This window comes from Ruminococcus sp. AF31-8BH, from assembly GCF_003460605.1.
In the GTDB taxonomy this organism is placed as follows: Bacteria; Bacillota; Clostridia; order Lachnospirales; family Lachnospiraceae; genus Blautia_A; species Blautia_A acetigignens.
The window spans coordinates 1-20956 of sequence record NZ_QTVN01000014.1 but is presented as its reverse complement, the minus strand read 5'-3'; the positions used below and the strand labels follow the sequence as shown (position 1 = coordinate 20956).

At 38.9% G+C, this 20956-nt stretch carries 21 protein-coding genes and 1 riboswitch; of the genes, 7 read left to right on the top strand and 14 right to left on the bottom strand.

Going from position 1 to position 20956, the window contains the following annotated elements:
- Positions 1 to 5: 5 nt before the first annotated feature.
- The 7 genes from DWZ38_RS16130 to DWZ38_RS16100 form a co-directional block, all read right to left on the bottom strand.
- Positions 6 to 1100, bottom strand: coding sequence for an acyltransferase family protein (locus DWZ38_RS16130; protein ID WP_117854168.1), 1095 nt, complete (start codon positions 1098 to 1100; stop codon positions 6 to 8).
- A gap of 15 nt (positions 1101 to 1115) precedes the next feature.
- Positions 1116 to 2846 carry a CDP-glycerol glycerophosphotransferase family protein gene (locus tag DWZ38_RS16125; protein ID WP_178105355.1) on the bottom strand — a complete coding sequence of 577 codons (1731 nt, stop codon included), beginning with the start codon at positions 2844 to 2846 and terminating at the stop codon, positions 1116 to 1118.
- The gene (locus tag DWZ38_RS16120) at positions 2833 to 5079 is read right to left on the bottom strand and encodes a CDP-glycerol glycerophosphotransferase family protein (RefSeq protein ID WP_117854167.1); all 2247 of its coding nucleotides are present in this window, start codon (positions 5077 to 5079) and stop codon (positions 2833 to 2835) included. The genes DWZ38_RS16125 and DWZ38_RS16120 overlap by 14 nt, the downstream gene beginning before the upstream one ends.
- A gap of 167 nt (positions 5080 to 5246) precedes the next feature.
- Positions 5247 to 5660: a glycerol-3-phosphate cytidylyltransferase gene (tagD, locus tag DWZ38_RS16115; RefSeq protein WP_021925443.1), complete on the bottom strand. Its 414-nt coding sequence runs from the start codon at positions 5658 to 5660 to the stop codon at positions 5247 to 5249.
- 45 nt (positions 5661 to 5705) lie between these two features.
- A complete protein-coding gene (locus DWZ38_RS16110; protein ID WP_117854166.1) occupies positions 5706 to 6806 on the bottom strand; it encodes a glycerol dehydrogenase in 1101 nt (366 codons plus the stop codon).
- Complete coding sequence (locus DWZ38_RS16105) at positions 6694 to 7329, bottom strand: DUF1848 family protein (RefSeq protein ID WP_117854165.1); 636 nt, start codon at positions 7327 to 7329, stop codon at positions 6694 to 6696. Before DWZ38_RS16105 ends, DWZ38_RS16110 begins: the two co-directional genes overlap by 113 nt.
- Positions 7307 to 7582 carry a hypothetical protein gene (locus DWZ38_RS16100; protein WP_347519991.1) on the bottom strand — a complete coding sequence of 92 codons (276 nt, stop codon included), beginning with the start codon at positions 7580 to 7582 and terminating at the stop codon, positions 7307 to 7309. The genes DWZ38_RS16105 and DWZ38_RS16100 overlap by 23 nt, the downstream gene beginning before the upstream one ends.
- A gap of 149 nt (positions 7583 to 7731) precedes the next feature.
- Positions 7732 to 7829, top strand: a riboswitch (THF riboswitch).
- Between the two features lie 70 nt (positions 7830 to 7899).
- On the opposite strand from DWZ38_RS16100, the gene DWZ38_RS16095 reads away from it, so the two are divergent.
- The 3 genes from DWZ38_RS16095 to DWZ38_RS16090 all read left to right on the top strand — a co-directional run bounded on the left by DWZ38_RS16095 (position 7900) and on the right by DWZ38_RS16090 (position 9197).
- Positions 7900 to 8466 (top strand): folate family ECF transporter S component, encoded by a 567-nt coding sequence (locus DWZ38_RS16095; RefSeq protein WP_117854164.1) that lies wholly within the window; start codon positions 7900 to 7902, stop codon positions 8464 to 8466.
- Positions 8467 to 8698: 232 nt separating this feature from the next.
- Complete coding sequence (locus DWZ38_RS22305; RefSeq protein ID WP_015541274.1) at positions 8699 to 8872, top strand: hypothetical protein; 174 nt, start codon at positions 8699 to 8701, stop codon at positions 8870 to 8872.
- Positions 8847 to 9197 carry a type II toxin-antitoxin system RelE/ParE family toxin gene (locus tag DWZ38_RS16090; protein WP_243000308.1) on the top strand — a complete coding sequence of 117 codons (351 nt, stop codon included), beginning with the start codon at positions 8847 to 8849 and terminating at the stop codon, positions 9195 to 9197. The genes DWZ38_RS22305 and DWZ38_RS16090 overlap by 26 nt, the downstream gene beginning before the upstream one ends.
- A 171-nt stretch (positions 9198 to 9368) precedes the next feature.
- Here the strand turns inward: DWZ38_RS16090 and DWZ38_RS16085 are convergent, their stop codons facing one another.
- Positions 9369 to 9761: an MmcQ/YjbR family DNA-binding protein gene (locus tag DWZ38_RS16085; protein WP_117854162.1), complete on the bottom strand. Its 393-nt coding sequence runs from the start codon at positions 9759 to 9761 to the stop codon at positions 9369 to 9371.
- A 400-nt stretch (positions 9762 to 10161) separates the two neighbouring features.
- Between DWZ38_RS16085 and mobC the strand changes: the two genes are divergently transcribed.
- Both mobC and DWZ38_RS16075 read left to right on the top strand, forming a co-directional pair.
- Positions 10162 to 10503, top strand: a complete 342-nt coding sequence (gene mobC / locus DWZ38_RS16080; RefSeq protein ID WP_005426517.1) for a plasmid mobilization relaxosome protein MobC — start codon at positions 10162 to 10164, stop codon at positions 10501 to 10503.
- Positions 10452 to 11831, top strand: a complete 1380-nt coding sequence (locus DWZ38_RS16075; protein WP_117854161.1) for a relaxase/mobilization nuclease domain-containing protein — start codon at positions 10452 to 10454, stop codon at positions 11829 to 11831. Before mobC ends, DWZ38_RS16075 begins: the two co-directional genes overlap by 52 nt.
- 23 nt (positions 11832 to 11854) lie before the next feature.
- Here the strand turns inward: DWZ38_RS16075 and DWZ38_RS16070 are convergent, their stop codons facing one another.
- Positions 11855 to 12268, bottom strand: a complete 414-nt coding sequence (locus DWZ38_RS16070; RefSeq protein WP_005426519.1) for a response regulator transcription factor — start codon at positions 12266 to 12268, stop codon at positions 11855 to 11857.
- 118 nt (positions 12269 to 12386) lie between these two features.
- On the opposite strand from DWZ38_RS16070, the gene DWZ38_RS16065 reads away from it, so the two are divergent.
- A complete protein-coding gene (locus tag DWZ38_RS16065) occupies positions 12387 to 12761 on the top strand; it encodes a BlaI/MecI/CopY family transcriptional regulator (protein ID WP_092073165.1) in 375 nt (124 codons plus the stop codon).
- A gap of 10 nt (positions 12762 to 12771) precedes the next feature.
- On the top strand, positions 12772 to 14568 hold the full coding sequence (locus DWZ38_RS16060; RefSeq protein WP_117854160.1) for a BlaR1 family beta-lactam sensor/signal transducer: 1797 nt from the start codon (positions 12772 to 12774) through the stop codon (positions 14566 to 14568).
- Positions 14569 to 14594: 26 nt separating this feature from the next.
- On the opposite strand, the gene DWZ38_RS16055 is transcribed toward DWZ38_RS16060, so the two are convergent.
- The 5 genes from DWZ38_RS16055 to DWZ38_RS16035 all read right to left on the bottom strand — a co-directional run bounded on the left by DWZ38_RS16055 (position 14595) and on the right by DWZ38_RS16035 (position 20893).
- Positions 14595 to 15845, bottom strand: coding sequence for a DUF6070 family protein (locus DWZ38_RS16055; protein WP_117854159.1), 1251 nt, complete (start codon positions 15843 to 15845; stop codon positions 14595 to 14597).
- Positions 15832 to 16989 carry a DUF6070 family protein gene (locus DWZ38_RS16050; protein WP_117854158.1) on the bottom strand — a complete coding sequence of 386 codons (1158 nt, stop codon included), beginning with the start codon at positions 16987 to 16989 and terminating at the stop codon, positions 15832 to 15834. The genes DWZ38_RS16055 and DWZ38_RS16050 overlap by 14 nt, the downstream gene beginning before the upstream one ends.
- Positions 16990 to 17029: 40 nt before the next feature.
- Positions 17030 to 19132 carry a penicillin-binding transpeptidase domain-containing protein gene (locus tag DWZ38_RS16045; protein WP_117854157.1) on the bottom strand — a complete coding sequence of 701 codons (2103 nt, stop codon included), beginning with the start codon at positions 19130 to 19132 and terminating at the stop codon, positions 17030 to 17032.
- 429 nt (positions 19133 to 19561) lie between these two features.
- Complete coding sequence (locus DWZ38_RS16040; protein WP_117854156.1) at positions 19562 to 20503, bottom strand: DUF1848 domain-containing protein; 942 nt, start codon at positions 20501 to 20503, stop codon at positions 19562 to 19564.
- Positions 20504 to 20893 carry a hypothetical protein gene (locus DWZ38_RS16035; protein WP_147343027.1) on the bottom strand — a complete coding sequence of 130 codons (390 nt, stop codon included), beginning with the start codon at positions 20891 to 20893 and terminating at the stop codon, positions 20504 to 20506.
- Positions 20894 to 20956 lie beyond the last annotated feature (63 nt).

Genomic DNA, 20956 nt, shown 5'->3' with positions numbered 1-20956 from the left:
CTCTTTTAGTTTTTTTTCTTAAATTTCCCTGTAAGCCATGGAAAATATTGATTGATAATGGAAACTACACCGCATTCTATGAGCATCAGCTCTGCCAGAATGCCGGTACATTCCAGATAGTATCTTGGTCCTGCAGTCTCTGACAGGGTGTAGATTGCCTTCCATCCTTTGATCACAAGGACTTTGAAGCCCAGGGTTCCATGGGTTGCCATAATGATCAGGGAATTTTTTCCCGCAAATTCCAGATAAGTCATCTTCCACCATTTCTCCAGATATTCCAGAACCAGAATGGTTCCCATGGAGCCAAGAATTCCGTTTATGTAAAACATCAGATGACTGTCTCCGATTCGAAGCAGGTTGATGTCTACATGAAGGTTTCTCTGCGACAGGAAAATAGTGGCCACGAACATCACCGCACCGATGACAAATCGCAGATTTCTCTCTTTGATTTTGCTAAAAAGCATAAAGCAGAGATACCCTGCCCCGATAAACCAGAATCCCAGAATTCCCTTACTCACTGCCAGGATGGGAAATGACACGATTTTGTACTGTCTTTCGGTGAGCATGGCCTTCAGCATTGGAAGCAGAGTGTCTGAAGTGTACACCGTGATAACCACAGACAGGATTCCGCTGGCGATCCGCACAAGATTGCTCTTTGCTTTCATTACCAGGATAAAGATCACCTGCGCAAAAAACAAAGCCGGCAGGAACCACAGAGCACTGATTCCTCTCAGGCTCAGTGTGGTGTAGGCCTGGTACACAAATTTCGAATACATCTGTGCGCGTCCGGTGCCTTTCATAAGGCAAACCAGCATATTATACAGCATTACAATGGCACTGTATCCAAAATATGGAATCATAAGACTTTTGAAATGCTTCCATATATACTGGCTGGCACTCATCTTGCGAAATGACTGGCGCATGCAGAGCAGGTAGCCGGAAACAATGAAAAATATGGGGATTTTGTATGCTGCAAACCATAGGTCTATGGGATTTCCCAGAGAAGTAATATGCCCAAACACCACCATTGTGATTCCCCAGCCTTTTGCTGCATCCAGATATTTCTTTCGCTCTTTTGAGCTGTTTGGTAATTCGCTCATTTCTTTTCCTTTCCCTCAGCAGCCTCTGGACTTCAGAAATTCCAGAGTACGCCTGCTGTTGTTATGATCTGTGTATGCAAAATGCTCCTTTCGCATCTGTGCATACCTTTCTTTTTCCTTAAAATTATTTTCTATATATTCTTTTATATTCTTTACGAGGCATTCCTGATCCAGACATCTGTCTCCGAATAAGTCCCTGGTCATATCAATATAGCTTCCATTTGCCTGCTGATACAGGTCATAGTCAAACTGATAGAACAGAACCGGCTTAGCCAGATAGTGGACGTCCCAGCTCACACTGGAATAGTCGGTGATCAGCATGGAGCATTTCATGATCAGCTCGTTTAAGGGCTGGCTGCCCTGGACGATCAGCTTTACCTGGTCATTTTCTGTTTGAAATGCTTCCAGGAATTCCTTCATTTTGGGATGAATGTGGAAAATGATCTTCACATTGTTTTCCCGCAGGAATGCTCCCAATTCTGGATTTTCCAGCAGCTGCCGGTACCGTCTGCAGTACTCACTTTCCCGGAATACTTCATCGGACTGCTCTTCCAGCCAGGGGCGCCAGGTGGGCATGATCAGGATGTTTTTCTCATCTGGTCTGGCTTTATTTTCCAGGACATCCCATCTAGTAAAGCCAAGAATAGGCACGTTTTCTTTGGCATATCCGAAGTTCTCTGTGACGATCTTCTGCTCAAACTCTGAGGTGACGGCAAAATAGGTCATAGGGGCGGAACCGTTTTTTCCGAATAGTTTGTCTACCCGTTTCAGGGCAGTTACGCCGTGCTGCAAAAACAGCATTTTCTTCTGACTAATCTGCCTGGTAATAATATTAGGCTTAGGCTTCCACGCAAATCCATGATTTCTGGCATCTGAAGCCACATAAATCCGGGCTGCCAACATGTACAACATATGTCTTGCACTCATAAAAGGAACCAGATTCCGGCCATATTTTTTCATCTGCGGCCACTGGAGTGACTTCTTGTCCAGAATGAAATAAATATGCTTTTTTTCTTTTTCCGGAAGATTTTCCATACAGTATTTGAAAAAATAGGAACCGTTATCCTGGGCTTCTGTACAGTATTTCTCATAAATCACCCATATTTTTTTCCTGTTCCACACTGGCTTTGTGAGCATGTAAAACAGATAGATGACATTCTCTTTCACTGCCGTAGCGGTACTGTCGTATGAGGCCCGAAGCCGATCATGGAGCGTAAGCATATGATTCGTACTTGCCATTGGAAATAAAATATGATTCCCCTTTGGAATCTCGTAATTTCCAAAGAGAAGCTTCAGCCGTGTGACCCCATCCAGAATTACAGGCAAAATTTCTCCCTCTTCGGTGTAAAGATACACATCCCAGTCACCCTCCCATAAAGTCATATTCCCTGTGCTGCCCCAGATCCGGATCTGAAACGGCTGCCTGCCGGAGGCCTGCTGCTCTTCTGAAAACTGATGCCTTCCTGAAAAATGCCTTTCTTTTCCTTTCGGAAGCAACTCATATTCCAGCGGATATTCTGCCGGTCGGACAATATTTCGGGATTTCAGCACTGCTTTCTCAATTTTCAAAGCTTTGCCCGCCTGCGCATATACCGTAAAATCAGAGCCTTTTAATTTCAGCCTTGTCACAGTAATAATTCGATTCCCACTACATTCGCTGTTGCTTTGCATTCTTCTGCCGTTACCAGCTTCGCTGGTTTTCCTAATCCTTCTGCTGCTCCCTGTCCCGCCGTTATTCCTGCTCATCTGCTTTCTCTTCTTCCTTCTTTTTGCCCCATTTTTCCACAATGGCATCGCAGATTCGCCTGCTGTTCTGATCGTCAAAATATTTGTAGAAGTTAGTGCGCATAGCATCGTACTGGGGTTTGATCACGAAATGACCGGCTGCGCATTCTTCCATATAAGTAAGAAGCCCGTCCACATTGTCCGCACACTCTCCGAATAATTCCTTACTCATATCCAAATAGCTTCCGTGTGCTTCCTCGTATTTTTCCCGGTCAAACTGGAAGAATACAACAGGTTTATCCAGGTAAAATACATCCCAGCACACACTGGAATAGTCGGTTACCAGCATTTTGCAGCGCATCATCAGCTCATTGGCAGGCTCTTCCCCAAATGCGATCAGGCGGATTCTCTTGGATTCCACGGAAAAGTCCTGCATAAATTCACGGAACTTGGAGTGAAGATAAAAATTAGCGCACAGGTCGTTCCTTTCCAGGAAATCGTGGAAACGCCTGGAATTCAGAAGCTCCATGTAGTTCCGGAAATAATCGCTTTTTTTGAATTCCTCTGCCGTTGCATTTTCCAGCCAGGATCTCCAGGTAGGCATGATCAGGATTTCCCGAAGGCCTTCTGATTTATCCTCCAGCACATCCCATCTGGCAAAACCGCTGTTTACGATCTCGTCCTCTGCGTATCCGAAATATTTCTCTATGATTCCTTTCTCGAAATCAGAGGTTACCACGAAAAGATTGCAGGAACCTGCTTTTCCCTTGCCATAGAAGAAATCCACTTTCTTCAGGGCGGTTACGCCGTGCTGGAGAAATACAAGATCCTTTCTTCTCAGGTAGCGCTTCAGGATACTGCCTCTCTGACGCATAGCGTACAAATGATTTCGGGTGTCTGTGCTCACCAGAAGCTTCGCTGCCTGCATGTAGATCATATGGCGGATGCTCATGAAATCCACTACCCGATTTTTGTACGGACGCAGCTTCTCACGGTCCGGTGCATTCTTATCGATCACATAATAAATGTGATTTTTCTGCCTCTTTTCTTCCCCGTTTTCCATGCAGTATTTGAAGAAATAGTAGCCGTTGTCCTGGGCCATCATGCAGAATTTCTCATATACCAGCTGAATCTGCTGGCTGTCCCAGTAAGGCTTTAACAGGCGGTAAAGGAAAAATGCGACCATTTCCTTCATACGGAAGTCCCATCTGTCATATTCGCCTTCCTCGCGATACTGGAATGCAAGATTCTTGGATGACGTATTGTAGGGATACAGGAAAAATCCGTTTTCTTTTTTATATTTTCCGCTGTATAAAAACGCGGTGAATAAGCGGTAATTTCTGGTCATGGATACAGAAGCTTCATATCTGTCCCCGGTTTTCGGATTCAAAAATACCACCAGCACATCCCAGTACAGGCTTTTCCACTCCACCTGGTCCAGATCCAGCTCTGCCTCAAAGCGACGCAGATTATTTCTCAGTCTGTTTTTTCTGATCGTAAAGCTGTACGCTTCCCGTTCTGCCTCCAGCTTGCTTCTGAATCGAAACAGGACCTTGTCAGGGAAATAGCCATATTTATCTGCATCTGTAACCAGTCTGAGCTTCAGAAGGTTCTTATTGATGGTAAGATAGCGCAGATGGCACATCTGTGTCATTTTGTGGATTCGCCAGTTTGCGCAAAGTCCGAACAGCCATCTTCCTTTTTGATCCATGTAGACGCACAGGGTGTATGCAATGTCTTTGGCGCCCTCCTGGGTTAACAGGAGCTTTTCGGAGCAGGCCTGCTCACAGATCCAGGCTTTTTTCCCTTTCTGCAGATCCTTGTCCTGCTTTGCCCGGCCTTTATCAGCCAGACGGTATCGGAAATATTGTCCATCTGCTATAGTCTCCAGAAGGATTCGCACGCTTTTATTTCTTCCATATTCCATGGCAGGAAGAAGGATACTGGTATCAATGGTAAATTCACAGTCGCTCTGTACATCCGTTACAGGCAGAATATAAATTTCCTGATTTTTTACCCCGGCAAGAAGCACCCTTACCTGCTCAAAATCAGAGAGCTTCTTTTCCTTAAGCGTTACCTTTACCTTCCCGCTTCTATCCCCGCACACATCTGCCAGAATATCGTCTGTTCCATTCAGATTAAATGCAGGTGTTTCTTCATATACAATCTGTCCATCCTCATTCTGGTTCCAGCAGCAATATTGCATGGTTTCCTTATTTAGATAGCAGTCTTCCAGATTGATCTTTGTTTCCATATTTATTTCCTCACGTAGATGTCCCCAAATTTTATCATATCATTACTATATTATAAAGAAATCTTTACGAAAGTCAATGTTTGCGGCAGGAAACTGCACTTTCCAGCAAAAAAAAGACTGCCGCCAGGGATAGTATTTCCCATTTGCGGCAGTTTCATTTTGTTTTCTTATCTGTTATCGTTTTCTTTCTTCATGTTCAGATCATTTTTGATCTGCGTGGAGGAGATTTCCGGGGTGCGTGGAAGGTAGATCACTTCGCAGCCTTCCTCCTTGAGGAAATCGAATTTCCCCTTCCAGTCATCTCCCATCACAAAGGTGTCCACATGATATTCCTTCACATCTGTCCGTTTCTGCTCCCAGTTCTCCTCCGGGATCACAAGATCCACATACCGGATGGCTTCCAGCAGCTGTTTTCTTTTTTCATAGGAAAAATAGCATTTCTTCTGCTTCTCATTCCAGTTGAATTCGTCTGTGGAAAGTCCCACGATCAGATAGTCTCCATACTCCTTGGCTCTGCGAAGCAGGTTAATGTGCCCATAGTGAAGCAAATCAAAGGTTCCATAGGTAATTACTCTTTTCATTTTATCAGAAAATCTCCTCAATTGCATTATTCCGTTAATTTAGTCTTAGTTTTCTCCAAGATAATATCTGCCATATGCATCTGCTGCTTTCATTGCTGCAAATACCGTTTCCGGTGTTACTTCAAATGGCATGTTGTGAAGGGTATCGTTCTCAGAGCATGCGGTTTTAGCTACTTCCATGAGCTGTTCATCTGTGACGTTTTCTGCGCCAAGCTCTTTTAAGGTGACTGGAAGGCCTACTTCGATGCACCATAAAATGATGTCCTCTAATTCTTCCTGTGGAACATTCTCCAGAACCAGCTGGGTGAGAGTTCCAAAAGCAACCTTTTCTCCGTGATACATGTGGTGGCACTCTTCCAGAACAGTGAATCCGTTGTGGATTGCATGTGCGCCTGCAAGTCCGGCACTTTCAAAACCGATTCCGGATAACAGGGTGTTTGCCTCAATAACCTTCTCTACAGCAGGTGTGCATACCCCGGCTTCCAGTGCTATTTTGGCTTTTATGCCTTCTTCCATCAGGGTATCAAAGCAAAGCTTTGCAAGGGCCATAGCGGCTTCTGTGGTCTTACCCCCTGCACAGGAGGCTGCACCGCTTTGTTTGCATGCTCTTGCTTCGAAATAAGTTGCAAGGGCGTCTCCCATTCCTGCTACTGTGAGACGAACAGGTGATTTCGCAATAATATCTGTGTCCATAAGCACCAGATTTGGATTTGCAGGAAGGAACAGATATTTTTCAAAAACGCCGTCTTCTGTGTATACAACAGATAATGCGCTGCATGGTGCATCTGTGGAAGCAATGGTCGGGCAGATAAACACCGGTGTTTTGGCATAGTATGCCACTGCCTTGGCTGTATCAAAAATCTTGCCTCCGCCAATACCGATGGTAAGGTCACAGCCGCTTTCTTTCACAATTTCTACCAGACGGTTAATCTCGCTATTGCAGCACTCTCCGTTAAAATAATCAAAAACCACATCGCAGTCGCTTGCCGCAAAGCTGTCCTCGATCATTTTTCCAATTCTCTTATAACCGCCTTTACTGATCAGAACCAGTGCTTTCTTTCCGCAGTTTGCTGCATAGGTTCCGATGTTTTTCATTTCTCCTGCGCCCTGTAAATATTTGGAAGGGCTGATCAATACTTTTGCCATTTTTTATTCGCTCCTTTTTTTGTATTTTATGGAAGCCAACCTCCGCCTCTGGCTCGCGCCGGATTTTACTTGTTAAAAAATCCATTTTCATTATAACATCGCCAGGGGAATTTACAAGCCCCCTCAAGCTTACGATCAACCTCTTTTCAGCTAAACTCCAGTACCATCTGCCCGTCGAGGAGGCGGGATCGTGGAAGGCATAATTTTGTTTTACGGTTCTGGAATCGTAATTGGCATAGCAGTATCTGCACATATGGAGACAGGTATTATACGCTCCAATGTCATTTCCCATAAAACAGGCGCACGCCTTTCGAAGAGGCTGTTTCTTCGGGATCGCAAGTGTGGTATGAAGTGCTTTCTCGTAGGTTCGCTTTGTCATGCAGCCGCTGCAGTCGGCGCCATAAGCAGCCAGTTCCTGTCCTTCCCCGCATGGGTAAACCGTCATTCCATGGGCAGCCGCGATCTGGATCATATTTTTCCCAAGATATAAACGGTCCGCCTTAGAGCGTGTTTGAAAAATCATAACGCAATATACAAAACGCCAAGCGTACCCAGACCGCAATGGCTGGAAACCACACCGTCTCTACTGTTTCCCGGTCACAGCCGGAATGGGTGATAAACACACGTTCCGGTCTCGCATTTTTTAAGTCATTTTCCATATTTTTTACGTAGGACATGATCACAGAAGCAATTTTCCCCCGATATTTTTTGGAAGCATTCATAGCACCATTTCCCACCACGATCTTCGGATGCAGCTTTAAAACACCGCCTGCCATGGCCGCTACCGCATTGCAGCGTCCACCGCGGTATAAATAGGATTGTCAATAGGTATTGGTATTCCTGAAGCCCGCATTTTTATCTAACTTTACGTATTTTTTACTTGCTTTTTTCAGCAATCTGCTATATACTGTCCCTTGTAAAGTAATGCAGAGTAAGTTCATGAGCGTAAAGTGCCTTCCGGATGGAGAGTTGCCGGAGGACGAAAAGAGAAATCTTGCGGTTCGTGGATTGCTTCTCGCTGCAACAGAAGATAAATATGAATCCATAGATTATCTCCTATTGTGAGCGAAAAAGAAAAGGAGGTAATTTTTTTATGGAGAAAACAAAGAACATGTTTCTCACTTCAGCCAAAGAGCTGAAAACCACTTCTACCCTGGCAGTCTGTGCAATGCTCGCTGCCCTGGCACTGATCTTAAATTCAGTCGCTTCTATCAACATCGGTCCCTATGTAAAAATTGGATTTTCCGGTATTCCAAATCAGATTGCGGATTATCTGTTTGGACCTGTTACAGGATGCCTGTTCGCCGGTGTGCTGGATATTGTGAAATTCTTTATCCGCCCGGATGGACCATTTTTCTTTGGCTTCACCTTTAATGCAATGCTCGCGGCATTTATTTACGGATGTTTTTACTACAAGCATAAACTCACCTTCCGCCGTGTACTGATTGCAAAACTGGTAGTGGTTCTGATCGTAAATGTCCTGTTAAACACCTTATGGCTGGACATGCTCTACGGAAAGGGCTTCCTGGCAATCCTTCCAATGCGTACGGTAAAGAACCTGATCATGTGGCCAATTGATTCCTTTATCTTCTTTACTATCACAAGATTGATTGAGCAGACAGGGATTTTTAATCTTTTTAGAAAACCGGCTGTAAACTGATTTTATTTGTAAAGTAAGCGCTTAATTTTCTATGGTACTCGAAAGTTAAGCGCTTACTGTATTTCCTGCCTCATATCTTTCCTTAATCCAACAACGGATATATAATTCTTGGTCTGACGGACACTCCTGCAAAATAATTCAATTGTATTGCTGCCCATTCTATGCTAAACTATGGATAGATACTTCTGAACAACATACACTATTTATAAACCGTATGATTGGAGTGATTTTCATGGAATTAACAAAAAAAGTCCCTACAACCGATAAAAGCCAGGAAAACAATCATCTTCTCCGCATGTTAGACCGGGGAATTGATGATATGGAAGCTGGTCGTGAATTGCCGCTGGAAGATGCTTTTCGCAAAATCACAGAATTAAGGGATGCACGAAGAAATGCAAGAATATAAAATTATTTTAACCTGGGAAGCAATTTACGATGTCACAGACATTGCAGATTATATTGAAGAAGAATTCAGCCAGCAACGTGCTGACCGTTTTCAATCTGATCTGAAAGAACAAATGCAGAATTTAAGCCAGTTCAGTACTGCCTTTCCCCGAACTCAAATTCTGTACAGAGGATATTCCATACATAAAAGATCTTTTCCGCCATCTATTATTTTTTATATTATAATGGAACAAACAAAAGAGATTCATATTCTCCGAGTGCTGCGCCATGAACGAGATTGGGAAAATATCCTGCTGCAAAGATCAACTTATACATATCCAGAATAAATACCTGGGAGCCGATCAGAGATTTTTCTGAAAGGCTTCCTTTTTAATTACTTCCCACTGTCAAGTCAAGCGGATATTCGCAATCCGCTTCGCTACTTGCTCATAACCGAATGCTGCTTCGCAGCTTATCAGGAGTGGCTAGCACCACTCCTGATACAAGCAAGTCCCAAACTACTGCTTATTGTTTTGCGAAATTGAAGCAGGGGACTTGCTTGATTCGGTTAAATCATAACTCATATCCAGGAAATCCAGCGTCTTGGCTTCACTGACAGATTCATCCAGAAGAATCGTAATCCAGTGCCGCTTATTCATATGATACCCCGGTAAAAATCCATACGTTTGAATTAACATCCCAACCAGATCAGGGTCACATTTTACATCCAGGATATTAATTTTTCCATCTTCTTCTAATCCCAGTGTTTTCTTTTCCACTGCCATAATTATAGCATACCATTTTCCATTTTTATGTCGAAGCACCGCAGAATCAGGATCTTTTTTCCATAAATATTCCGGTTCCGTTCCATATTGCTCTTTCACATATTGAAAAATTTCCTCACGTTTCAAATTTATCCCTCACTTACGATTTCTTGCTCTGATTATACGCTATCAAGATTATATTCTCAACCACTTCTCACAGTTCCATTTATGTCTTATAGCTTTTGCATAGCCTGCTTTGCAGGCTACACCCCAAAAGAAGCAAGCACTGCCAGTGTCATGACAACTGGCTCATTTTGTCAAATTCCCTTTCCGGTTCATTCTACCAAAATGTATCAGGGAGTATCCCTGGCCCTCTCATATTTTATAATTTCTTAATTTGACGCTTTCACCCAGTCCTGTTAAAATAACTTACAGATACATCTGTCCAAACCAACAAAAAACCAAGTACCATAACTGTCATAGCCGAACTGGTTAGACAGTTTTTTTGTACTCTTTTTTATAGAAAAAAACGAATTGGAGGATTTCAATGAGCAAACGTACCAGAATTCATCCCGTACAATTTTATTTGAATGATGACGAACAATACATTTTAGAAGAAAAATATCGTCTTTCCAGGATGAAAAGCAAATCTGCCTTTCTACGGAAAATGATCTTATATGGATTTGTATATGAAGTAGACTACTCTCATATCCGAAAAATGAATACCCTGCTGGGCAATATCAGCAGCAATTTGAATCAGATCACCCATCGTATAAACAGTACCAATACAGTTTACCCAAAGGACCTGGACGATATAAAGGAGTTAATGGAAAAAATATGGCAGTTACAAAAATCCATGGTATCAAAACAACCGTTGATAAAGCAATAGAATACATCTGCAATCCAGATAAAACTGACCAGAATCTATATATTTCTTCCTTTGCCTGCTCTCCCGAAACAGCCGTTCTTGACTTTAAATACACTTTGGATCATACACATGACTGCAGAGATCCGCACAATACAAATAAGGCATTTCATCTGATTCAGGCATTTTCCCCTGGTGAAGTTTCCTATGAAGAAGCCCATCAAATTGGCAAAGAACTTGCGGATCGCTTACTGGAGGGAAAATACTCCTATGTTCTGACAACACACACTGATAAAGGTCATGTACATAACCATTTAATTTTCTGTTCTGCAGATAACATCACTTTTTCTCATTACCATGACTGTAAAAAGAATTACTGGAAAATACGAAATCTCAGCGACACTTTATGCCAGGAACATAACCTGTCCACAATTATGCCAAATGGTAAAAAGGGAATGAAATACAATGAATGGGCTGCAAATAAATCTGAATCCAGTAAAAAAGCGCAGCTGCGAAAAGATATCAACCAGACAATCCGAATCGTTTCCACTTATTCAGAATTTCTTACATTTATGGAAGCTAAAGGATATGAAATAAAAAACGCAGAATTTGGCGAAAACAGCAGAAAATACATTACCTTTCGTTCTCCCGATATGTCCCGTCCAGTGCGTGGAAGTGCTAAATCTTTAGGAAAAAATTTTACTAAGGAACGTATCAAAGAACGTATTGAGAATAAACTCCAGAGAACTGCCATTTCTTCTGTTCGCAAGAAGTTAATAGACACCAACGCTCCCAATATAACAGGAAACATCGGCCTTCAGAAATGGGCAAATAAGGAAAATTTAAAGATTGTTTCTACTACATATAGCCAGATGCTTACACATAATCTACATAATTTTTCAGAACTTGAAAGCCGCATAACCTTGTTACATATGCAACAAAAGGAGGTAAATACCACTGTCGTCTCTCTTGAATCACAGATCCGACATCTTCGAGAACTGCTAAAATACGCTGAACAATATCAGAAAAATAAAATTTATAACGACTATTATAAAAGCTCAAAAGATTCGGATCGTTATTTCCGTAAATATGAATCTCAAATTATCCTTTTCGCTGGTGCCGAGCATATTTTACAGGAAAATGGTATAGACCTGAAACAGCTCAATACCAATAAGTTACAGGCTCAAATTTCAGAGCTTATTTCCAGAAAGAAGTCAATAAATACTCAATATGTTTCCTTTCGGAAAGAAATGAAAGAGTTGGAATTGATACATCAAAACTTGTCCAAGTATCTAAAACCGGATGATCCTGAAATAGAAAAATCTTCCCATAACAAACTTCCTTCTTTGTAAAACCATAATAATAGGCAGCGATTTCACTCGCTGCCTAAATTCCCGTTAAACCGATATCCTACACCTCGTACTGTTTGTATATATAATGGTTGTCCAGGATCATCTTCTATTTTTTCTCTGATATTGCAGATATGTCGCATAACCACATTATAATCACCGGAATAAGGTTCATTCCATACCAGATCATAAACCATTTCTTTTCCAAATATTCTACCTGGACTTTTCGCTAAAAGAAGTAAAATATCATATTCATATTTTGAAAGATGAACATCACTATCATTCTTTTTAACAATTCGTTCCTGTAGATATATTTTTAATTCTCCAAACCTTATAATTTCCGGTATGAATTGGTTTTTATGTTCCCAGCTAGTCAATATGTTTTCACTTATGCTTCCATTAGCATCTGTGATTCTCTCAATAATTTCTATCTTTTTCACCTTTATTGCCTCTACATTATTAATTTTATATTCTATATATCATCTGCCATTTGACTTTTTTCTTCTACAAGTAATATAATATATTTATTACATATGTAGGATTTAGCAGGAGGATTTTATTATGTCACTACCCCAAATTTCAGAAGCCGAATTTGAAGTTATGAAAATTGTATGGAAATATGCTCCCATCAATACAAATGAAATTACAGAAAAACTTACTCTAACTACCAGCTGGAGTCCAAAAACAATTCAAACTCTTATCAAGAGACTTGTTTCCAAAAAAGCTCTTTCCTACGAAAAACAAAGCCGGGTATTTGTCTATACTCCATTAGTCCAAGAAGATGAATATATACGCCAGGAAAGCAATTCTTTTTTAAAGCGATATTATAATGGAAATCTTTCTTCTATGCTGGCTTCTTACCTTGAAGACGATAAGCTCTCTTCAACAGAAATTGATAACTTACGCCATTTATTATCAAAACATCAGAAATAGGAGGTTTTGAATGAGCAACTGGATCATCCACTTTTTAATCAGTAATATCTTCATATGTATTTTTACACTTGTAATAATCGGAACAAAAAAACTTCTGAAAAAATATTTATCTGCGACTACACAGTACCATCTCTGTTTTCTTTTATTTTTATTACTTGCCGTGCCATTTTTTCCTGTACAGATTCATGGCTCACAACTTTTTTCATGGTTACATTTTTTTCAAACTGACTCAGGACTTAACTCTGGTACCGACACGCTATCCGAACTTACCAGTAATACACAAAATATTTTGTTAAACCAGGTGAATGATTTTTCAGTTTCCATCAGTAGTCAATTTTCTGGAGGCTTGAATACCATACTCTTTCTAATATGGATAACGGGTGTTATGATTATGTCAGTCCTCACCCTTCATTCATTAAACTATGTACGTTCCATAAAAAGATCTGCTCTCCCGCTTCAAAATCAGCAGGTAAAAACTATTTATTACAATTGTTTAAAGGAACTTAAAATCTCTCACCCAGTATCAGTCTACAGTACTGCATTTTTAAAATCACCAGTTTTAATCGGAATAATACATCCCAGAATTTACATTCCCATCCATTTAATTTCCGAACTGAATCCTGATGATATGCGTTTTATGCTGCTACACGAATTACAGCATTACCGTCACAAAGATACATTTATTGGCTTCCTCATGGTCATAAGTAATATACTCTACTGGTTTAACCCTTTTGTTTGGTACACTTTAAAAGAAATTCTCTGTGACCGTGAAATAGCCTGTGATTCTGCTGTATTGCAGATGATTTCTGCTGATGAATACCAAGCTTATGGAACTACACTGATTAATTTTGCAGAAAAAATATCCTCTTTTTCCTCTCCACTGGCAGTTGGAATGTCCGGAAATTTCAGGCAGATGAAACGACGTATTCTCAACATCGCCGTTTTTAGGAAAGAAACTCTTTATCAAAAAATGAGAGCATTGATAATTTATCTGGTCATTAGTGCTGTTTTTATTGGATGTACACCCATTTTATCCATTGATGCCTCTACTCAAAGCGTATATCATTTTAGTGATACAGACAAAAATATCTCCCTGTTAGATATATCCGAAACATTTGGAACATATGATGGATCATTTGTTTTGTATGACAATAATTTGGATTCCTGGAAAATATACGATCTTGAAGAAGCCACCAAACGTATTCCGCCAGAGTCTACCTACAAAATATACGATGCATTATTAGGGTTGGAATCCGGAATCATCACACCAGAACACTCTTCCATGACATGGAATGGTGATGCCTTTCCTTTTCCATCCTGGGAAGCTGATCAGGATTTAAACTCTGCTATGCAAAATTCCGTTAACTGGTATTTCCAGGCAATTGATTCGCAGCTCGGAATTAACAGAGTCCAGGAATTTTTGAATAAAATAGAATATGGAAACCAAACAACCAGTTCAAATCTGGATTTATACTGGTCCGATTTTTCATTAAAAATCTCGCCTTTAGAGCAAGTAACATTATTAAAAAAATTTAACACAAATGAATTCCATCTAAATTTCCAAAATGTATTTTCTGTTAAAAATGCTATAAAAATTGCCAGTACACCTAATGGTAATTTCTACGGAAAAACTGGAACCGGTCGTGTCAACGGACAGGATATCAACGGCTGGTTTATCGGATATGTAGAAACTTCCGATAACAGCTATTATTTTGCAACCAATATCCAAAGTGATTCTAATGCAACTGGCAAAAAAGCATTGGAAATTACTTCTTCTATTTTAAAAAAGCTGCACATATGGAATTAAGTAGCTGGAAAGAACTGGTATTGCTATCAGTTCTTTCTTTTTATTCTATATTGATATTCTGGTATTTTTTTCATCCCATTATTCAGTATTTTATTTCCCATATACTTAAAAGTACTATCTTCATTAAATTTAACAGTCAGTTCACTTGTAATAACAGCATCGTCACATATAAATCGATCACATACTGCATTGATTACCAGAGTCATGCACCCATCTTCATCTTCTTTTATTTCAACAGCCTCCGGTAATGATTCTGTAAAATTAGTAGGTGTAAAATTTGATCCCCCTACCAACTGTTCCCAGGCATAAATCTGGTGTTCCGAATCAAATACTGCCCATTTTTTAATTTGATCTGCTGTTATCGGCAAAAACTCCATTATCAGATTTTCAAACTCTTCTGCCGGAATTCCACTTGAGTTACCTGAAAACTCATATCTCTCCCCGTATTTCATTCGATATAAATATTCATATAAACCATTATAATCTAACCCTTCCATATCAGATCTATCCCAATCAGAACATAAAAGATTATTCCCCTGATATCCAAGCAAATACACACACCTCTTTGAAACTTCCCTGCATTCATCACTTAAAGGTTTAATTCTTATCATAGAACTGCCATCAACCGCTTCTGATACTTCCGGATACTTTGGAACGCATAGCGTATAACCAAACCAGCCTTTTTCTGTATATTTCCATTCTTCTATCCTTGTATACGAAACATATACAATAGATGGATTGTCGTTCATACCCCAAACAGCTTTCACAGCCAGCAAATACATATCTGTCCCATCATAATTGAATTTGAGTCTTTCTATCCCACCATCTCTGTTAATCCTATATAAGACGATATCTCCTGTCAGATCCTGTTCTGCCCTGAAAAGAAATTCTTCCATTTTAGAATAATTAGCCATATTTGAATACGGTGCTGATGTAATAACGGGGACATTTTTTTCCTTTAATACTTCCTGCATTTCTTCCATTACTGTCTCAGAAACTACTATATTCGATGAAGTCCCTTTATCCGCCTTTTGATAAATGACTTTCATCTGATTCATAACATTCTTACAATCTTCAATAGCTTCTTCTTTCACGACTTCATCTACTGGCAAATCATATCCTCTTTCTTGTACAGCATAATTCGCAGTTTCCTGTGAAATATATTCTAAATCAGCCCCTTTACATTTTGTATTTCCTATGAAAAAGCATCCCGAAATAAATAAAACGCTCATCATCTTTTTCAGTTTTCTTTTTGTAATCATATCAATTATCTCCATAACATTCCTCCCACTTTTCGTCTGATAATCTTTCTGTATACCAGGTAACCTCTATTTCTGACCTTGATACATAATTGGATACATATTGAAATCTATCTTTATCTAACAGCCGAATGGTTACGCTATGACAAAACGCCTGATCTAATTCTTTTTGTGGCCATACCGCATTTACTTCCAGTGTTATTGTTCCATCTTGATTTTCTATGTAGGAAACAACTTCCGGATATGGAATATATGGTGTGGGAGCAAAATCATATACGATTCCTCTGGTTCGATACCGATATGTCTGTATTTCTGTGTGAAATACCGTTCCTGTCTGCAGTATCTCTGCGCTTATATTAAAATATTTTTGAAATATCGTTTCAAATGATTCTTTTGGGATTTCATAAGTCTTTCCTTCCTTAAATTCATCAGTTTTTTCTTCCATTGAAAGTAAACGATCAAAAACATCATAAAAATTTATTCCATCATAATTTTTTTCACTCCAATTAGAAGTAAACAATTTATTAAGTGTATATCCAAAAGGAAGTATATATTTTCGATTCAGCTCCCTGCATTTTTTATTTAACGGCACTACCCGAAAGGCCCGATATCCAGACGGTCCATCATATCCAGCCGGATGATATTCTTCCATAAAGAAATACCCGTTTTCTGTATATTTCCATGAATTAGCTCTAAACTCATGATAATATGTTTCCTGCCAAGTGTCCTCTTTCCATTTAAAAGAGCTTACTTCAACGTCTATTTTCCCCTGTTTGGTTTTCAGATCATACCGGATAAAATGATCCCCTGCTATAACTTGAAATATAGTAGTTTTTCCATTTTTCTCTTTTTCTGCTTTTTTCAAAAAATCATCTACTTTAATACTTTGAACCATATCCAGCTGATTGTAGGAATCAATTACTGCATATCCATATTTTCCAAAATAATCCATACTTTTTTGTATTGTACTCAGCTCATATAGTGCATTTTCTTTCACAGCATTCTCATATATGTTCCGATAGCCTTCTGCTAGCATTTCACACTCTCTGTAAATTTTTTCTTTCGTATCTTCAATTGTCTTTTTCTGCTCTTTCTTTATGCCACATCCACTACAGACAGCAAGAAAAATAACTCCCACAAATATTTTCCAAATTTTTTTCATATCATTTTCCTCTTACATTTGTAATATTTAAAGGTAAAAATTATTCATTACCAAGATATTCATCCAGTATCGCCTTATCCTTTTCCACCACATAACCGCTTCCTCCAATATCTTTCACATTCTCTACCATACTGATGAGCAAAATAGGATTCTTTGTATCTCTATCTGTAGTAAAAACTGTAAACCAGCCAATTTCTGTTCCAGATGTATCTTCTTTTGTAGCTTTCAGTTCCGCTGTTCCGGTTTTTCCTGCTAATCTAATGTCTTCCCGGCATGCTCCATAACCAGTTCCTTCCGGGTTATTCACTACACCCTCTAACCCCTCCATAACCTCCGAAACAATTTGTGGTGAAAAAGCATCTTTTATCCAGATTTCACTGGAAGTGCTTCCACCATCCGCGTGAAGATATGGCTTTATCATATTTCCATCATTTAGAAAAGCCGTATAAATGCTTGCAAGATGCAAAGGATTTACCAGAATCTGTCCCTGTCCATACCCACTGTCAGCAAGCTGGATTTCTGTTTCTATCTTGTCCATATTAGAATATTGGGACTCTGACATTTTAATATCAAATGGAAGTTCCTGATTAAATCCTATTTGATTTAGAGACTGCATCAGTTGATCCGCACCAATTTTTAATGCTGCTTTTGCAAAATAAATATTATCTGAATAAATAAGCGCATTTTTCAAGATCACAGGTTCATAATCATGAAGTGTAGTCACTGTATAATCTCCCCACGAGGAATCTTTCTGCCACGCCAGACCCTCATTTCCAAAATCGTCATTTGCAGTAAATGCCCCCACTTTTAATCCAATTGCAGCAATTACAGGTTTAAAAGTTGAGCCAGGACACCATGTCTGGCGAAAGCGGTTGTATAAAGGCCTGTCTTCATTTTCATTTAATGCACTCCACTGGCTGTTGTCCATTCCACGTACAAAATCATTATTATCATAAGATGGCGTACTTACCAACGCCAATACTTCCCCTGTATAAGGATTCAAAGCTACAGAACATCCTCTGTCTTCTTTAAATTGTTCATAAAGAGTACTTTGAAGATCACCATCAATCGTAGTATGGATATCTTCTCCATCTTTTCTAGGCTCATATGCAATAACATTTTTTTTATTTCCATTTGCATCTACAATACAGATTTCACACCCATCTGTTCCTTTTAGTTCTTTTTCATAAAGCGTTTCCAGTCCAGTCTTTCCAATCACACTGTTTGTACGATACCCTTCCCCTTTATGTTCCTGCAAATCTTCGGCTGTAACCGCCTGTACATACCCTACCAGATGAGAGGCAGCTTCTTTTAGATAATAAGTTCGTACTTTTACATCAGATAACATAATACCTGGAATCTTCAATAATGTGTCCTGCTTTTCTTTTTCTTCCAGAACAGTTTTATCCGGATTCACTGTCAAAAGATCGACCTCTTGTATTTTAGGAATTGTTGCTACTGGTACAAAAGAATCTGCTTTTACCCAACCGGCTTTTAACTTATCCTCAATTTCGTCTGCTCCAATTCCAAGATACTCTGCCAGTTTTTTTATTGTATCTTCTCTGTTCTCCATCCTGCCCGGAACAATTCCTACCGAAGATGCAGTTCCCTCTCCAGCCAACTGACGACCATTTCTGTCTAAAATATCTCCTCTCTTTGCCTCTTCTGACGTTACCTGAACTTTATCCGTTGCAGATAACTCTGGAAAAATCAACTGATCCTGCCAGATTAAATGATATCCTGTCCAATCATGTGAAAATACCGCATCGTTGGTAAATTCTACATTTCCTGCAGCAGTCTGCATATTTGTTGTATAGGAAACTGCCGCATTTCCGTTTTCTTGTCTTTTTACTGTAATATCGGTTATGGACAGATCAGACATCTCAATGCCTTCATATATTTTAGAATTTCGTTCTATAAATTCTTCCTTACTGTTCATGCTGCTTTTTTTCTGATCCAGCATGGCATACATTTGCTCATATTCCCCTTTTTCAATATATTTCATATATTCCATTAGTCTTTTTTCAGGAACATTACAATTCATTATTGTTACAATACCGATTCCACCACCAATCAATATACCGCTAAATAAAACTATTTTTGTGATAGTCTTCGTGTGTTTTTTCCTTTTCGTTTTTCTCATATAGTTTTATTTCTCCTTTTTTCGTATTTTCTTAAATATTACACTTGTAATATTTAAACGTCAAGCTTTTTCTTAGGTTTATATATGTAGACAAGAGAAAAGATTTGGATAAAAAAAGAAAGGGCATCTCAAAGCCCTCTTTGATAAAGAACTTTACCGACACCCTGAGGTAATGGTTTCTCCGGATGTTTCCCAAACGCTATAATCACTCTCCAGAAGAACCAAAAACGATTTTTAATTTTCTCTCAGAAAAAAAGAACTACTCTAAATCTTGGGCGGAAAGATTTATCTGGCTGTTTTCTGGTACACATTTGTATGTTTTATTCTCCATATTCATCTTATTTTGCATTTTTGTGTATCTCATCTAAAATTTTTAGAGCCAAAATGGAGCCAATTATACTCCAGCAAATATATGATGTAATTATGCATTCACATATCAAAAATGCTTAGCTGTGTTTCTTTTAATGAACCCACTTTTCTGATAGTAATTTTGTCATCTTCTTGGACTTGACCACATAGAAGTGGTGACGATGGATCATATTTGGCAGCATTTGTTTCTACGCTTTTTGAACTATAATTTGCATAACAATATGCACATCCATTTTTACATGTATTATAAGTACCTATTTCAACACTTTCAACACATCCGCATTCTATACGCTGATTTTTGTCTTTGCCAACATTGAGTTTACATCCAATTATTTTTTCAATTAATTCTCTATCTATGCAGCAATTATGAACTATACCACATTCATCCAAATCTATTTTTTCTGCACAGCTTCCAATCTTAATATTATTATCCGCTGCTATCTTACTTAATTCCATAGCAAATTTTCTCAGCTCATCATCATTTAATTCATAACTCGACAAGCCCTCCATATTTTTTTTATTCTTAGGATATAAATCAACAAAGCTAATCACGCATTTTTCTGTGTATCCGCTTAAAGCTTCGGCAATACTTTTAAATGCCTTCAAATGATATTCTTTCGTATATCTATCAGAAAAGAATATAGGATCATATCTCCAAATCACTTTTTGTTTACCAATTTTTTCAGATAGATTTTGAAATACCGGAATCATTTTTGTTTTTTTATTTGGCAAATTAGCCTCAACATCATTTCCGTATCCAGTTAATGTGAATTGAAAATAATAATTATAATCTTTTATCTCGTCTAACCTCTTCATCATTGGCAAAGGATTCTTTGTCCAAAACACTATGCAATCTACAACATCTGGAGTGATTTTTATTTCACTTATCTGATGAGCATTCATAGGATTACGAACATATAAAAATCCTTCTTTTATTCTATTATAAAACCATTCCGAATAATAATTAGGAATATCCGTTCTTCTACTTACACTTAATATCATCTAATCCACCCTTTCAAACATAATAACCTGATATCTAATATGCTTTACTCTTAAAACAGGCCATCTGCTTAAATATTTCTGACAATCAGATTGACAATTCTTTTCTTGGATTTTGTAATTCGCACATTCCATATACAAATTTTTCACAAACTCCAATGCCACTGAAGGATACTGAAAATCGTCATCTAATGAGACAATGCCATTATCACAATTAAAATATGTATATTGAGTATATGGCCATTTTGTTTTAAACCCATTCTTACCTATCGCTTCAATTATACATTTTGTTTTTTGCATATCTCTATCCATACTTCCCTGATCTTCTCTAAGAGAAATACAAACAAAAAATCTATTTTTTTGTATCTTCTTTGATGAAAAGCTATTTGCCATAGCATTCAGTTTGCAAATTCTGCCCGAACGGTACGCCTATTCTGAAATTAGCGGTACATCCAT